Origin of the sequence: Borreliella bissettiae DN127, from assembly GCF_000222305.1 — a bacterium.
Lineage (GTDB): Bacteria > Spirochaetota > Spirochaetia > Borreliales > Borreliaceae > Borreliella > Borreliella carolinensis.
In genome coordinates this window covers 776,231-791,296 of the sequence record NC_015921.1, presented here as the reverse complement: position 1 = coordinate 791,296, position 15,066 = coordinate 776,231, and the positions used below count along the sequence as shown (strand labels likewise).

Sequence of the window (15,066 nt, the reverse complement as noted above, 5' to 3'; positions counted from 1 at the left end):
ATTAAAATGTAACCATAACAAAAACAACATTTTATCTTTTTTGATAAAATGTTGTTTGGCTTTGCTGATAATATCTTTTAAATTTAACTTAATAAGTTAGAACAAAAACATCCCGATATCAAAAATTAATTTAAAAATTAAGAATTTTTGTAAAAAATAGAATTTAAACGAATAGATTTTTAACCTTTGGCAAGCAAAAATTTAACTTTTTTTAAAACTTCATACTCTTGTTTAATTTTAAAAATATTTCTATTAGGATTTAATTCAAGCTCACTTTCTACTCTATCAATAAAATTTATTAATATAGCTTTTTCATCACTACTTAGCGCAACATTATTTAAAGATTCTTGAGCATTAAATTTACTCACAACCTTTTCAACATCATTAAAATTAAAATTAGAAGGATCCTTGGTTATGCTTTGAGAGCTGGGCTTTTCATAATTAGCAAAATCATTGCTTTGGTTTTGATTTACTTCATCACTCAAATTATCATACAAATTTTTCTCCCCATCATTAGGGAAAGAACCCTCGGCAACCTTAGAATCTAAGTCCTCTTTTAAAATATTTTCAAAGTCATCAAATTCTTTTAGCTCAAAACGTTCACCAGAGCTCTCAAGAATCGCACAATTGCTACCATTTTCATCAATCAAATCTAAACGTTGCTTATTATCTACAAAGCTCTCCAATTTTTCACTGTGATCGTTATTATTATTTAAATCAATATTTTCTGTGGACACATTATCACTGCCAACATCAATATCTTCTTTTTTTAAAATATTATTATTAGACAAATTATCAGCCACATGAAAATTGCTAATCAAGCTTAAATCTTTATCTCTATTAAAGTTAACATCGTGCTGAACTTCTTCATTTTCTTTTGGGGCATAATTGATACCTTCAAGAAGCGCATCTAATTCTTCCTGACCAATAGAAATATTGGGCAAATTATCTTCTTTTTTGGAAAAAAAGTCATCTGAGACAGATGACTTTTTTTCCAAAGCCTTCGAATCATAAGAAATAAAATCCCTTTGAACAGGCTTAAGACTATTATCAAGCATTTCTTTTTCAACTCTCTCAACACGAAGCTCAACGTCCTTTAAGCAATTAATCAACTCGCCATGTCTTTCTTTTAATATTTTATCGAGTTTTAACAGCTTTTCGTCTAAAAAAGTTTTAAGATTATCTGAAGTTGTGGGAATAATATCAACAGACTCACCTCTTAAAAATACCTTTTCAATATCAAAATTAACTTCCTTGGGACCTTCCTTGATAAAAAAAATACTTTCCTTCATGCCAAATTTGCTCTCCAAAACTACTAACAAAACTACAATCTAAACCAACTTTAACTACTTGTAAATATAGTATATTAAGAATATAATTACAAGCTATATGACCGTTTATAAAAAAATTGCAATGTCTTTTTACTCGGGAATACTGAGCTATTTTATAATAGCTCCCATATTTGGAGAAAGAGGATTTGTTAATTATCAAAAATTGGATAACAACTTAATATTAATAAAAAATCACATCGAAAAACTAAAAGAAATTCAAAAAGAATTAAAAGCAAGATATATTAACCTGCAGGTATCTAAATCAGAAATTCTAAAAGAAGCTAAAAAATTGGGCTACTACCCAAAAAACTCAACAGTAATAAAAACTAACAACAATAAAGATCAATATAACCAAGGGCAAATATTAACCTTACAAAAACCCCTTTCCAAGAATCAAAATTTTTACCTTATATCAATCGCAATAGGTTTAATTTATTATTTTTTATCAAGCTGCATTATCCAAACCAAAAAAAATACAAAAAGCAATAAATGTGCTTCCAACAACCCTAAGGATTAGTCTTTATTGAAAATATTTATTTTAAATAATACAATATATTTATTAATTAATTTAATTTTTGCATCATTTTTTTGCGTATCCTTAGTAAATTTTTTTTCAAATGAACATCAGTATAATCCTTTTGTTAAAACAAATATCCTAAAAAATTACTTACAATATATTGGAATATATAAAAGCATAGAAAGATACTACCTGATACATAACCTTAATCCTAAATCAAAATTAGCAAAAGATTGCTTTTTAAGGCATATAGCCGGCAATTCATATATAATATACAAAACAAAAAATCAAGGAATACTATGGGGTGATCATCGATACTCTTTGCTGAGCAAAGGAAAGCCAACTACTAAAATAATTTTTCAAAAAATATTCAATACTTTAAAAGTTTCAATTCCGGGCGCCCTGCTCTCTTATATTGCAGCAATAGTCCTTATTATAATTTGGAAAATTTACATAAAAAACACCCTAATAAATAATATTCTAGAATATTTAATGTTATTACTCCACTCCATGCCAAGAAACTTAACAGTATTTTTAATATTGTCTTTAATATATTACCTTAATTTAAATCCAAAAAATTTAATAATAGGTGGATTTGCATGGTTTTTTTCATTCTTTATATTTAATTCTGTAATCTTTAAACAATCTCTTGACAAAACTTTATCAGAATTTTACATAAAAGCCGCAAAATCAAGGGGAATAAATAAACTTCAAATAATCTTAAAACATGCGTTAATTCCATCAATAACGCCACTGCTCACTAACATGAGACCTATTCTTACAACCGCTTTTTTTGGGGCCTCAATGATTGAATCAATGTTTGAAATTGATGGAGTTGGAGCCTTATATTTAAATGCTTTGAAATTCAATGATTACGCTATTTCTAAAGATTTGATTTTTATTGGCGTTTTCATTATGCTCATTCCAAATATAATAACAGATATTCTAATTTACAAAATCAACCCATATAAGGACACTCTAAGCTAATGAAACCAGATACAATAATAAAAAAAATTTATATCGCACTCTTTACAATATTTATTGTATTGCTAATTATTACTCCATCACTGGTTAATGAAAATTCAAAAATTGCAATCTATAAAAAAGATCCAAATAAAGTTTATTTAAAACCCATTAAAAACATGCCTATGACACCCACAAAAGACAACCCACTGGGAATCGACAAAATGGGAAGAGATATTATGGCAAGACTAATACTTGCAACCAGAAATTCTATTTTACTTTCACTAAGCTACGCAACAATTTCTGCAATAATTGGAATCTTTATTGGGACAATAATTGGCATGTTTAGTTTTGAAATTTGCATGCTAATTTCAAAACCAATCGAAACATTGCAAACATTACCTTTTTTTTACATTGTGTCTCTGGTTTTTTATTACTTTTTAAAACAAAAAACTTACAATATGCTTCAAACAGCAACACTATTGGCCTTGATTCATGGATGGATTAGATTTGCTTTCATTGCAAGAAACAATACATTAATAATAAAAAATTTGGATTATGTCAAAGCCAGTGAAGCTATGGGAGCAAGCAAAATTCGAATAATATTGCATCATATTTTTCCAGAAGTATTCTCATCAATATCATCTATAATCCCACTGCAAATGGGCAGAAGTCTTACTACTTTTGAAGTAGTAAGCTTTCTGCAAAAACAAGACAAAAATCTATATCCGAGTCTTGGAGAACTACTAAACTATATGCAAATGGGCAATGAATATCTATGGATATGGATCAATCCCCTACTCATATTAATAGGCATTAACATAATACTAGCAATGATAAATTTTCAGCTGAGAAAAAAAATGAAACATTTAATATCATCTTAAATAAAAAATTAACAAACTCTTGGGGCAAATTTTTCTAAAAAACAATTATTACAACTTACACTCCTAGAAGTACAAATTTCTCTTGCATGCTTATTAATAGCCATAGAAAATCTATACTGCTTACAAGGATTTATTCTTCTCTTTAGATCCAACTCAATCTTAATAGGAGAATTTTCCAAAGAAAGAGCATGTCTTGTAACAACTCTACTAAAATGAGTATCTACAATAATTGCAGGTTTATTGTAAACAGATCCAAGAATAACATTTGCTGTTTTTCGACCTACTCCAGGCAGCTTAACAAGATCAAAAATATTATTTGGAATAACACCATTAAATTTTTCTAAAATATCAATAGAGCAATTTATAATATTTTTAGCTTTCCTTGAATAAAAACCAGTCTTATAAATTAATTTTTCAACATCTCTCACATTTGCTCTTGATAAACTTTCAAAATTCTCATACCTTTCAAAAAGGTGTGGAGAAATTTTATTCACCAAATTATCTGTTGTTCTTGCACTTAAAATAACCATTATTAAAAGTTCATAATTGTTTTTATAATTTAAAAAAGGTTTAACATCAGGATATCTAAGCAAAGCTTCATCAACAATCAAATCAAGATTAATCATAAAAAAATTATAAAACATTATAACCAAAACAAAAATAAAAAATATACAAAGTAAAGGTATCTAGACTTTATTGACAAGGATTTTTCAAAATGATATACTCATCATTAGATTTTAAAATGCACCAATAGCTCAATTGGATAGAGCAACAGACTTCTAATCTGTAGGTTTTAGGTTCGAGTCCTAATTGGTGCGCTTTATTCGGGATGTGGCCTAGTGGCTAAGGCACCTGCTTTGGGAGCAGGGGATCGTGAGTTCGAATCCCACCATCCCGAAAAAATGTTAAAGAAGCTAAAAACAAAAGTTTTTAGCTTCTTTAGTTTTTTAACAATTTACAAAAATTAAATCAACCTGTAAAATTATTTAACTTTCTTTAAAGTATTTAAATCTAAAATAACTAAATTTTTAAGCTCATCTTGCAAATAAATAAAATTTTTTCTCACAGAAAAGCTAGTAAAAGGCAAAATTTTATTCTCTGAAAGAATAAACTCATCTAAATTTTTAGGAGAAAATTTAGCCAATCTCCAAGCATTGCTATCATCCTTATCCTTAACAGCTACTAAAATCATTTTAGAGTCAACATAAAGAGATGAATTTTTATTTATCTCAAAATTAGACTCTGATACCACTTTCAAATTTTCAAGCTTATTAAGTATCTGAAGCTTGGCTTTTCCTGAATCCATTTTAATAACGACCAAATCTTTTTCACGTTCATAAATTCCATACCGCTGAATGCCTTGCTGAGTGCTTTCTTTAAGCCTAATACCGGTATTTAAATCAATAAGCTGCAAGGTTCCTAAATTTGTAATAGGATCAATAACCTCTAGAAATACAGGTCTGCTGGAATCTATAGACGTAGTAGACAAATCTTCATTCAAAGAAGTAAAAGCGGTTTGATCTTTAACTTGGAGCTCAGTCTTTTGCAAATCAACATCTTTATTATCTACCCCCTCTTTTGAATCAATGTCATCATAAGAAGGCTTATCTAACGGTGATAATTTGTCAACCTCATTGTTATTAGACTTGGAAATCTTATCTAATTTTTTAACCTCAGAAACAGGTTTAAATTCTTTTTTACTATCTAATTTGCTATCCAATTTTTTATCTTCAGGTAATTTTTGATCTTCTGGCAACATAAGGTTTTTATCATTATTCAAATCGCCTAATCTTGCCCGTGATTTACCTTTGGTTATTTCTTCTTCCTTGACCTTACTTTTTTCTTTACTAGAAGCTTTGGATAATTCTCGATCAAGATCTAATGCTTCATAATCTTTACTTACTTTGCCATCTTTACTTTTTAAAAGTTCTTTGTCCCTTTTTTTGATTTCAATTTGCTTTTCAATTTCTTTTTTTTGATTTTCATCACCAGCTTCTTTAAGCTGCTCCTGCAAATCTTCTAGACTCTCTTTTATTTGCAATTGCTTATCAACTTTAGGAGAACTCACATCACCAGGTTTTGGTAAATTCTTTTCTTTATTAATCTCGTTAATATCCTCTTGAATTTTCTCTCTAACAGTATCTCTTTGAACATCTAAATTATCTTCAGCAGAATCTAATTTTTGCTGAGCTTTATCAAGATTAATTGCCTTTTTATCTAGCTCTTCCTTTTCTTTCTTTTTAGCATCCACCTGACTTTCAATCTCTTTTTTATGCTCTTCATCTGTAGCTTTTTCAAGCTGATCCCTTAAATTTTCAATAGTTTCTGTTATATTGGAATCGCTTTCATGGATATTGTCTAATTCAGTATCAATCTTATCTTGATCTACCTTATGAGTTTCACCTTGAATATCTGTAATATCTCTTGCAAAGTTAACACCTGCTTCATTTTCACTTAAAAGAGCTGCTATCACCTTATCTGTAACCAAACTGTCAATATCAATGTCAGATTCAATATTTCCAGACAAAATATCCTTTTTAAGAGGAATAAATATTTGTGTCTTTCCAGCCCACTGACTGTAAACTCTAGAAAGACCTGCGTTTTCTTTAGTTAAAGACTTCAAAGCAGGCTCAATATAAAACCCTTTATAATAATCCAAATCTCCCCTATAAACAGCATTATATATTGTAATAACCTTAGCAATTAATTCTGCACTAGACCTGTCATAATCGAAAGACTTTATTATATACCCTGTAAGAATTCTTCTTAAATTCAATATACTGTCAAGCTCTGATTTGCTGCTTATAGAAAAAACATCAACACTTGCTTTTTTATCTTGATCATCAATAAATCTATTAATAAAATATTTACCATAATAACTTGAGTTGCTATTGGAATTGGTTAGCGGTCTTGCTAAAAACTCTCCAATACCAACTATTTGTTCATACGTATTTGTAGAATCATAAGGACCTTTATAATTTACAAACTCAAGATCCATATTAACAAAATCCTTTAATTTTTCCTTATCAACTTTCCTTGCATTAAGAGGAAATCCATTCAAAAAAATAAGAAAAAAACTAAAGATTAGTAACATTTTTTTCATAAAAGAAATTCTCCTATATTTAATTATAATCTACCTTACCAACTAAATTCACCAATTTAAACCTAATTTTAACACAATCAGATTTATATGCAAAACAGCTAATTCAATCTTGCGGCGTGCTTGAAATATCTTGAATGCTTGAAATAATTTCATTAATGTACTTGTTAATATTTTCAGAAAAATTTTGACGCTTCATAAACATTAATAGCTTTATATACTTATGCTTACAAAGGCTAAGAAGTTCGGCTGTTGAATTTAAAATTATATTTCTCAAATTTAAAATCACAGAATAAGCTATTTCTAAATTGCCTTGATAATTTAACACTATATTTTGGATGTAATTGTATATAATACAGTCTTGCCCATAATAACTTTCAAATTTAGTAATAGTTTGTACTATGGTAATTATATTATTAATATCTCTCTCTCTCATTGCCAAATTAATAAAACTCTTAATTGAAGCCTCATCATTAACATATACAAAATATCTATAAAGTTTGCCTCTTGAAGCAATTCTATCAAACTTCTTTTCTGACAAAAGCCACACATTAAAAGCTTTTTCATATAAATTTAAATATTTTGGGGGAAAATTTCCATGTTTAGCTGCAAGAAAATCCAAAATCTCTAAAAATTTATTATAAGCAACATCACTATAATTGGAATTAAGGATCTCCTCAAGAAGTAAATAATTTTTATCATAATCTACAAAACGTTTTTCTTTTAAATCTATTCTGCCTTGATTATATTTATTACCTTCAAAATGGTTCCAAACACTAACATCAAGCTCTTTCTCGTATTCGTAATAATAAGTACTAAGAACCCAATCACCTCCCCCTAAGACAATAATACCTGAATTAGCACTAAGCCCTGACAAGCCCTTAAGTTTAGCATCTGAAAAAGATATATTAAAATCTTCTTCAAAAGACAAAATTCCATTTGATTTTGTTGAAATTAAAAGATTTCTATTATTATAAAGAACAGCTTTCTCAATCTCAAATTTCATTTTTTTTTTGTTTTTAAGCTTGAAGTTTCTATTCAAATCAAAAAACATCCCAACACTTGAAATTGCAACATATTCACCATTAAACTTTTCAAACAAAAAATTAATAGGAAAGTCTAACTTAATAGAGTCAACAATTTCCCCAAAATCTCTCCCATAAGCAACAATATGGCCCGACTTATGCCCAACAACTATCTCTTTTTTTGTATTTATAATTAACAAAAAAGGGAAAGCAACCAGCCTGGAAAACCATTTCTTATTGCCCAAAGAATCAAACAAAAATATTTCATCATTTTCACTTGCAATACAAAAATCTCCATTATCAAAAACTACAGGAGAAGTAGCAGGCCTGCCGCCTATGTCAACCTCAAACATTTTTTTCCCACTATTTAAATCAATAGAAACAACCTTTTCATTAACAAGGGGAACTAAAATGCTATCATTTCCTATAGCAGGAGAGATCAAAGGTGAAAAATCAAGCTTGTGCTTCCAAACAAGCTTTCCTCTTCTAATCTTTTGGACTTCATTTCTAACTGTAATAACATAATACCCATTATCAAAATCTTTCAAAAGAAAAGAATATGGCATTCTATTTAGTCTATAAGAATATTTTTTCTCAAGTGACATTGTATAAGTAGTTAGCCATCTATCTTTTGTTAAAACCGTAATAGTATCACGTTTTTCATCAATAATTGGATTGCCTGCAACTTTACCAGTTAATGCTTTTTGAAAATATAAATTAATGCCAGGATATAGCCTTGAAAAAGAAGCTGAAAACACAAATATGAAAAGTAGACCTCTCAAAATAAAAAACCTTTTGAGCTTCTAAAAACCTGTTACTAAAGCCTAAAGCCAGCATTATTACCATAAAGATTGTTTCTCAGATCTCTAATCTTAGCATCATCAACATACTCAGAAAAAGTCATATATCGATCAATTATTCCGATTGGAGTAAACTCGATAATTCTATTAGCAACAGTATCTATAAATTGATGATCATGTGATGTAAAAAGAACAACCCCTTTAAACTCTTTAAGACCAGCATTTAAAGATGTAATTGCTTCAAGATCTAAGTGATTTGTGGGCTGGTCCAGTATTAAAACATTAGCTCCACTAAGCATAGCCTTAGCAAGCATGCATCTTACTTTTTCTCCTCCTGAGAGAACATTTACCTTCTTTAAAGCCTCATCTTGACTGAAAAGCATTCGACCTAAAAATCCTCTAATATAAGTTTCATCTTGTTCTTTTGAATACTGGCGCAACCAATCAACCAAATTTAAATCTAAATCAAAGTATTTCCCATTATCTTTATTAAAATATGAAAAATTAACAGTAGATCCCCATTCATAATGACCTTTATAATTTCTATCTTCATTTGTAATAATATCAAACAAAAAAGTTGCAAACATGGGATTTCCCAAAAACACAATCTTTTGCTGAGGTTCAATAATAATACTAAATTTATTTAAAATTAAATTGCCTTCAAATTCTTTTATTAAATTTTTAATTGTAAGAACATTCTTGCCAAGTTCTCTTTCGATTTTAAAATTAACATAAGGGAACTTCCTTGAAGAAGGTTTTAAATCTTCAACCCTTATTTTTTCAATTAACTTTTTCCTTGATGTTGCTTGCCTAGACTTAGATGCATTACTAGAAAATCTTTGAATAAATGTCTTAAGTTCAGCAATTTTATCTTCAGATCGCTTTTTAGCATCTTTTAGTTGCTTGTTTAAAATCTGGCTTGTTTCATACCAAAAATCATAATTTCCAAGATATACTTGAATCTTTCCATAATCAATGTCAACAATATGAGTACAAACTTGATTTAAAAAATGTCTATCATGAGATACAACAATAACCGTATTTTCAAAATTAATTAAAAACTCTTCTAGCCATTTAACAGATTGTAAATCAAGGTTATTGGTAGGCTCATCAAGAAGCAATATATCAGGATCGCCAAAAAGTGCTTGAGCTAAAAGAACTCTAACTTTTAAAGCCCCTTCAACATCACTCATTAAATTATTATGAATTGCCTCATCTATTCCAAGCCCTTTAAGAAGAACCGCTGCATCAGATTCGGCCTCGTATCCTCCAAGCTCTGAAAATTCTCCTTCAAGCTCTCCGGCCCTAATCCCATCCTCATCAGTAAAATCAAGTTTATTGTAAATTTCATCTTTTTCTTTTTGAACAGAATAAAGTCTTTTGTGCCCCATAATAACAGTATCGATAACCTTATATGCATCATAGGCAAATTGATCTTGTTCAAGAGCTGCTACTCTTTGATTTTTAGGGATAGATATTTCACCCTTACTAGCTTCAATCGTTCCCCCTAACACTTTTAAAAAGGTGCTTTTTCCTGCCCCATTAGCACCAATTATTCCATAACAATTTCCAGAAGAAAATTTAATATTCACATCTTTGAATAAAACTCTCTCCCCAAATGCAACTTCTAAATTACTTACAGTTATCAAACCATTACCCTGCCTAAAATTGATATTCTAATATCAAAATTATCTTGAAAATTAAATTAATTTTCAAGCACCATATAAATATATTGACTCAACTCTCAATTTTTTCGTATATTTAATATTATTAACATAAGGAGATGTTTGAAATGAAAAATATTAAGCCATTAGCTGATAGAGTTTTAATAAAAATCAAAGAAGCTGAGAGTAAAACAATCTCAGGACTTTACATACCAGAAAATGCAAAAGAAAAAACAAACATTGGAACAGTTGTAGCTGTTGGTTCCAACAAAGAAGAGATCACTGTAAAAGTTGGTGATACTGTACTTTATGAAAAGTACGCAGGAGCTGCTGTAAAAATCGAGAATAAAGAACATTTAATACTAAAAGCAAAAGAAATAGTTGCAATAATAGAAGAGTAAAAAGCTAAGTTTAGCTACTTAGCTTTAATTTTTATAAAATAATTTTATAAAAATTATTGAAAAATAAGGATATAGTTTTAGTATGAATAAAAAAAGTTACAATAACTTAAAGAGAAAGTAGAAGTGGTAGAAAGTTTTGTATTCTTAAAAGAAGAATTACTAAAATTTACAAATATTTATAAATCAAAAATTTTTTTAAAACTTACAATATTTAATAAAAATTACAAATTTATACATAAAAACTTATTATTCTGATCAATCAAATTAAAAATTTCAAGCTTACAAAATTTTGTAAGCTTGAAAAAATAAAATTAAATGAAAAAACCAATTTTTAAAGAAAAAACAATATATTCAAGCAAATTCGATGACATCTATTACAATCCAAAGTATGGAATTGAAGAGAGTTTTTATACATTTATTAAAGGCTGCAATCTAGATTTAGAATTAAAAACAAAAGAAAATCTTTTAATAGCAGAGTTAGGATTTGGAACAGGATTAAACTTTATATGTCTCTTAAAATTCATAAAAGAAAACAACATAACTTCAAAAATTAATTATTATTCTATAGAAAAATTTCCACTCGAAAAAAAAACAATAATACAAATTTCAAAGTTCTTCATTAAAGAAACCGATTATTTTAAGTTAATGTTAAAAAATTATCCTAAAATTCCAAAAAAAAATTTAAAACTAAAAATAACAGAAAACGTCAATTTAAAAATTTTAATTGGAGACGCTAAAATGAAAATCAAAGAAATTCCAAAAAATGTAGAATACTGGTTTTTAGATGGATTTAATCCGAAAAAGAATCCTGAAATGTGGAACAATCAAATTTTCAATTTAATTTCTGAAAAAAGCAGTACAGAATGTAAGCTTTCAACATTTTCCTCTGCAAGAATTGTAAAAGATGGCTTAAAACTTGCTAATTTCAAATACATTGACATAGAAAAAGGATTTGGAAATAAAAGACATATGATAAAAGCTCAAAAAAATTGAAAATTCACTTTCAATAAAAGCCTTTAAAAAACAATTCAAACAAATATGATATACTATCAATAACACAAGGAGAATTTTAATGACAAGAAAAATGTTTGTTATGGCCTTAATCTTTTTAATATCTAATAATTATATTTTTGCAAAAGAAACAATTAAAGATTTGTTTTTTATAAAAGATATACTAATAAAAAAAGAAAAATATTCCGAAGTTCTAAATAATGCAAGCCTTGAGGGCATTATTGAAATTGAACATAGTGGACCACACATTAAAGATCACGATTCAGAAGTTAAACTTATACTAAAAGAAAGCGGATATAGAAGGAATTTCAGCTTTTTCAATCTCTTAAATACTAGCAATATAATCAAAAGTCTAAGCTTATTTGATAGCAAACCAAAAAACATTAAAGAAAATGAAATCATATTATTAGAAACAAAAATGATCAAAGAAAATCCCTATAAACGATACAAAGACGATGATGATTTTGAATTCAAGCTAAGCGTAACTCGAAAAAGTAATCAAATTTATTTAATTCTTGATTTCGATTTTATCTTTGACCAAAGAAAAACTTTTCCATCAATTTACATTAAAGAAGAAGATGTATCAACAATAATAAACAGCTTCATGAAACTACAAGATTCAAACTTTCTATCTTCTCAAATATTAAATAATAATTAAAGATTCAAAATGCTATTTATAATAGCATTTTGCTGAAAAGTTAATCATAAACAATTCCATTGCATAATAATTTTTAATGTTTTTTTACAAATTTTTTAAATTAATAATATAACTATTTATTTTATTAATTAAAGAAGAAAATTCTATAAATTTTAATTTTTCAGATTCAATAATTTCCTTAGGAGCATTCATTAAAAAATTTTTATTTTCAAGTTTCTTTGAAACAGAAATATTGAGCATTTTATATTTTTCAAGCTGCTTTTCAAGCCTTATCAACTCTTTAGCTTTATCTATCAATGACTTAACATCTGCATAAATTTCAAAACCAACAGCAGCTACACCAAGCTTGCCATCAAAATTTTCATTGTAAAATATATTCTTAAAATTAATCATTCTTTTTACAATGTTTTGATTAGCCTTAAAATATTCCTCATATTTAAAATCAGCATCAAACTTCAAAGCAACATCAATTTCAATGCTAGCAGGGATATTAAATTCGCTCTTAAGTGTTCTAATAGCTATAATGAAAGTTTTCAATACTTTAAAACTTTCAAATTCTTCTTGAAAATTATTAGCAATATCAAAACTTGGATATTCATTTAAAGCTAAAATATCTTCCTTTTCTGAAAATTCGGAATAAATTTTTTCTGTAACAAAAGGAATAAACGGATGTAAAATTAACAATGCTTTCTTAAGAAAGAATAGCAACTTAGATATAGCCATATTTTGAATATAAATATTTTCGCTATTTAAATTAATTTTGCTAATTTCAATATACCAATCACAAAAATCATTCCAAAAAAACTCATAAACAAATTTTGAAGCTTCATTGTATTTATAATTTGCAAAAGAAGATTCTACACCAAAAATGGTCGAATTTAAGCTTGTAAGCAGCCATTTATCAATGTCGTTAAATTTCAAATCATTTAATATTTCTCTATTTTTTAAATTTAAAAGAATAAATTTAGAAGCATTAAAAACTTTGTTTGCAAACCTAGCTCCAAACATAAAATCTTTAGCGTCAATATTTAAATCTTGACCCTGAACAGATAAAAAGGATAAAGTAAACCGCAAAGAATCACTTCCATACTCATGAATAATATCAAGGGGGTCTATTCCATTGCCCAAGGACTTTGACATTTTTTTGCCTTGTTTGTCACGCAAAAGAGGTGTGATATAAACATCTTTGAAAGGAACTTGCCCTGTAAATTCTAATCCTGCCATCACCATTCTTGCAACCCAAAAAAATATTATATCGTAAGCTGTTATTAGGGTATTTGTTGGATAATAATTTTTAAAATCAACAGTAGCATTGGGCCATCCAAGCGAAGAAAAAGGCCACAACCAAGAAGAAAACCAAGTATCAAGGACATCTGGATCTTGAACAAACCTCTTCCCCACATTCTTTTCATCCAAAGAAGGATCAGTATCACTAACAATAAGTTCAGATGTATCAACATTGTACCAAACCGGGATTCTATGCCCCCAAACAAGCTGTCTTGATATGCACCAATCTCTAATATTTGACAACCAATATTTATATGTATTTTCCCACTTTTTAGGGTAAAATCTTAAATCTCCACTCTCTAAAGCCTTTAAAGCTTTTTCTGCTAAAGGCTTCATTCTTACAAACCACTGAGTAGACAAATAAGGCTCAACAACCTTGCCTGACCTATAACAATGCCCAACCTGTTGTCTATGCTTTTTGACATCTTGCAAAAAACCTTTTTCCATTAATTCTGTCTCAATTTTAAATCTTGCATCCCTCACGCTTAACCCTTGATATTGCAAAGGAACATTTTTATTAAGTTTTCCATCTTGAGTTAAAATATTGACCTTGGAAATATTGTGCCTTTTTGAAATTTCAAAATCATTAGGATCATGCGCAGGGGTAACTTTTAAAGCCCCAGTACCAAAAGCGCTGTCAACATAAAAATCTGCAATAATTTTTATCTTTTTAGTTGTCAAAGGAATTGTAACTTCTTTGCCAATTAAAGACTTATATCTCTCATCATCAGGATTAACAGCAATAGCAGTATCCCCAAACATTGTCTCAGGCCTAGTTGTTGCAATCTCAATAAAAGAAGAGTCATCAATAAAATACTTAATAAAATAAAGTTTCCCATCAACCTCTTTGTATTCGATCTCTTCATCGCTAACAACACTCCCAGATCCAGGATCAAGATTAACAAGATACTCACCCCTATAAATCAAACCTTTAGAATATAGATCCTTAAAAACTTTGTTAACAGCCTTACAAAGGCTCTCATCAAGAGTAAACCTTTCTCTTGAGTGATCATAAGACGCTCCAAGTTTGTTTATCTGATTAACAATTATGCCTCTATGCCTATCTTTTAATTTAAAAATTTCTCTAACAAGCTCTTCTCTTTCAAAATCATCCTTGCTTTTACCAATCTTTTTAAGATATCTTTCAAAAACAGCCTGTGTTGCTATTCCTGCATGATCTGTACCAAAAAGCCACAAAGTATTGTGTCTTTTCATTCTTTTATACCTTACAAGAACATCTTGCAAAACAAAATTAAGAGCATGCCCCATATGCAGCACTCCAGTGACATTAGGAGGAGGCGCAACCATGCTAAATTTTTCAAATAAAGAATTATCTGGTAAAAAAACATTATTTTTAAGCCACTTGGTGTAAATTTCATCTTCAAATGCCTTAGGATCATATTTTTTAAGAGGTCTACAATTCAT

Annotated in this window: 12 protein-coding genes and 2 tRNA genes; 8 read left to right on the top strand and 6 right to left on the bottom strand. The window is 28.5% G+C overall.

What is annotated here, in order from left to right; all coding sequences use genetic code 11:
- Window positions 1-179: 179 nt before the first annotated feature.
- A complete protein-coding gene (locus tag BBIDN127_RS03750) occupies window positions 180-1,292 on the bottom strand; it encodes a hypothetical protein (RefSeq protein ID WP_014023957.1) in 1,113 nt (370 codons plus the stop codon).
- Between the two features lie 97 nt (window positions 1,293-1,389).
- Between BBIDN127_RS03750 and BBIDN127_RS03745 the strand changes: the two genes are divergently transcribed.
- Genes BBIDN127_RS03745 through BBIDN127_RS03735 form a run of 3 tightly spaced genes read left to right on the top strand, consistent with a single transcriptional unit; the run spans window position 1,390 to window position 3,695 of the window.
- A complete protein-coding gene (locus BBIDN127_RS03745; protein ID WP_014023956.1) occupies window positions 1,390-1,848 on the top strand; it encodes a septum formation initiator family protein in 459 nt (152 codons plus the stop codon).
- Between the two features lie 6 nt (window positions 1,849-1,854).
- Window positions 1,855-2,835 carry an ABC transporter permease subunit gene (locus tag BBIDN127_RS03740; RefSeq protein WP_014023955.1) on the top strand — a complete coding sequence of 327 codons (981 nt, stop codon included), beginning with the start codon at window positions 1,855-1,857 and terminating at the stop codon, window positions 2,833-2,835.
- Window positions 2,835-3,695, top strand: a complete 861-nt coding sequence (locus tag BBIDN127_RS03735) for an ABC transporter permease subunit (RefSeq protein ID WP_014023954.1) — start codon at window positions 2,835-2,837, stop codon at window positions 3,693-3,695. The genes BBIDN127_RS03740 and BBIDN127_RS03735 overlap by 1 nt, the downstream gene beginning before the upstream one ends.
- Window positions 3,696-3,703: 8 nt before the next feature.
- Here BBIDN127_RS03735 and BBIDN127_RS03730 read toward each other — a convergent pair whose 3' ends face one another.
- On the bottom strand, window positions 3,704-4,339 hold the full coding sequence (locus BBIDN127_RS03730; protein WP_014023953.1) for an endonuclease III domain-containing protein: 636 nt from the start codon (window positions 4,337-4,339) through the stop codon (window positions 3,704-3,706).
- 100 nt (window positions 4,340-4,439) lie between these two features.
- Here BBIDN127_RS03730 and BBIDN127_RS03725 point away from each other — a divergent pair.
- Both BBIDN127_RS03725 and BBIDN127_RS03720 read left to right on the top strand, forming a co-directional pair.
- A tRNA-Arg gene (locus BBIDN127_RS03725) sits at window positions 4,440-4,513 on the top strand.
- A 7-nt stretch (window positions 4,514-4,520) separates the two neighbouring features.
- Window positions 4,521-4,593: transfer RNA gene (locus BBIDN127_RS03720), tRNA-Pro, on the top strand.
- Window positions 4,594-4,677: 84 nt separating this feature from the next.
- Here the strand turns inward: BBIDN127_RS03720 and BBIDN127_RS03715 are convergent.
- From BBIDN127_RS03715 to BBIDN127_RS03705, 3 genes are all read right to left on the bottom strand, one after another.
- Window positions 4,678-6,798, bottom strand: coding sequence for a P83/100 family protein (locus BBIDN127_RS03715; protein WP_014023952.1), 2,121 nt, complete (start codon window positions 6,796-6,798; stop codon window positions 4,678-4,680).
- Window positions 6,799-6,901: 103 nt separating this feature from the next.
- Window positions 6,902-8,602 carry a PQQ-binding-like beta-propeller repeat protein gene (locus tag BBIDN127_RS03710; RefSeq protein ID WP_014023951.1) on the bottom strand — a complete coding sequence of 567 codons (1,701 nt, stop codon included), beginning with the start codon at window positions 8,600-8,602 and terminating at the stop codon, window positions 6,902-6,904.
- A gap of 35 nt (window positions 8,603-8,637) precedes the next feature.
- Window positions 8,638-10,269 (bottom strand): ABC-F family ATP-binding cassette domain-containing protein, encoded by a 1,632-nt coding sequence (locus BBIDN127_RS03705; protein ID WP_014023950.1) that lies wholly within the window; start codon window positions 10,267-10,269, stop codon window positions 8,638-8,640.
- A 143-nt stretch (window positions 10,270-10,412) separates the two neighbouring features.
- Between BBIDN127_RS03705 and groES the strand changes: the two genes are divergently transcribed.
- The 3 genes from groES to BBIDN127_RS03690 all read left to right on the top strand — a co-directional run bounded on the left by groES (window position 10,413) and on the right by BBIDN127_RS03690 (window position 12,354).
- Complete coding sequence (gene groES, locus BBIDN127_RS03700) at window positions 10,413-10,685, top strand: co-chaperone GroES (protein WP_014023949.1); 273 nt, start codon at window positions 10,413-10,415, stop codon at window positions 10,683-10,685.
- A 315-nt stretch (window positions 10,686-11,000) separates the two neighbouring features.
- Window positions 11,001-11,678 (top strand): tRNA (5-methylaminomethyl-2-thiouridine)(34)-methyltransferase MnmD, encoded by a 678-nt coding sequence (gene mnmD, locus BBIDN127_RS03695; protein WP_014023947.1) that lies wholly within the window; start codon window positions 11,001-11,003, stop codon window positions 11,676-11,678.
- A gap of 79 nt (window positions 11,679-11,757) precedes the next feature.
- Window positions 11,758-12,354, top strand: a complete 597-nt coding sequence (locus BBIDN127_RS03690) for a hypothetical protein (protein WP_014023946.1) — start codon at window positions 11,758-11,760, stop codon at window positions 12,352-12,354.
- 84 nt (window positions 12,355-12,438) lie between these two features.
- On the opposite strand, the gene valS is transcribed toward BBIDN127_RS03690, so the two are convergent.
- A complete protein-coding gene (gene valS / locus BBIDN127_RS03685; RefSeq protein ID WP_014023945.1) occupies window positions 12,439-15,066 on the bottom strand; it encodes a valine--tRNA ligase in 2,628 nt (875 codons plus the stop codon).

What these genes read in the sequence shown, in the direction of transcription:
- BBIDN127_RS03690 (WP_014023946.1), top strand. Translation starts at nt 11,758, where the DNA reads ATGACAAGAAAAATGTTTGTTATGGCCTTAATCTTTTTAATATCTAAT.
- mnmD (WP_014023947.1), top strand. Translation starts at nt 11,001, where the DNA reads ATGAAAAAACCAATTTTTAAAGAAAAAACAATATATTCAAGCAAATTC.
- groES (WP_014023949.1), top strand. Translation starts at nt 10,413, where the DNA reads ATGAAAAATATTAAGCCATTAGCTGATAGAGTTTTAATAAAAATCAAA.
- BBIDN127_RS03735 (WP_014023954.1), top strand. Translation starts at nt 2,835, where the DNA reads ATGAAACCAGATACAATAATAAAAAAAATTTATATCGCACTCTTTACA.
- BBIDN127_RS03745 (WP_014023956.1), top strand. Translation starts at nt 1,390, where the DNA reads ATGACCGTTTATAAAAAAATTGCAATGTCTTTTTACTCGGGAATACTG.
- BBIDN127_RS03750 (WP_014023957.1), bottom strand. Translation starts at nt 1,292, where the DNA reads ATGAAGGAAAGTATTTTTTTTATCAAGGAAGGTCCCAAGGAAGTTAAT.
- BBIDN127_RS03715 (WP_014023952.1), bottom strand. Translation starts at nt 6,798, where the DNA reads ATGAAAAAAATGTTACTAATCTTTAGTTTTTTTCTTATTTTTTTGAAT.
- BBIDN127_RS03730 (WP_014023953.1), bottom strand. Translation starts at nt 4,339, where the DNA reads ATGTTTTATAATTTTTTTATGATTAATCTTGATTTGATTGTTGATGAA.
- valS (WP_014023945.1), bottom strand. Translation starts at nt 15,066, where the DNA reads ATGAATTGTAGACCTCTTAAAAAATATGATCCTAAGGCATTTGAAGAT.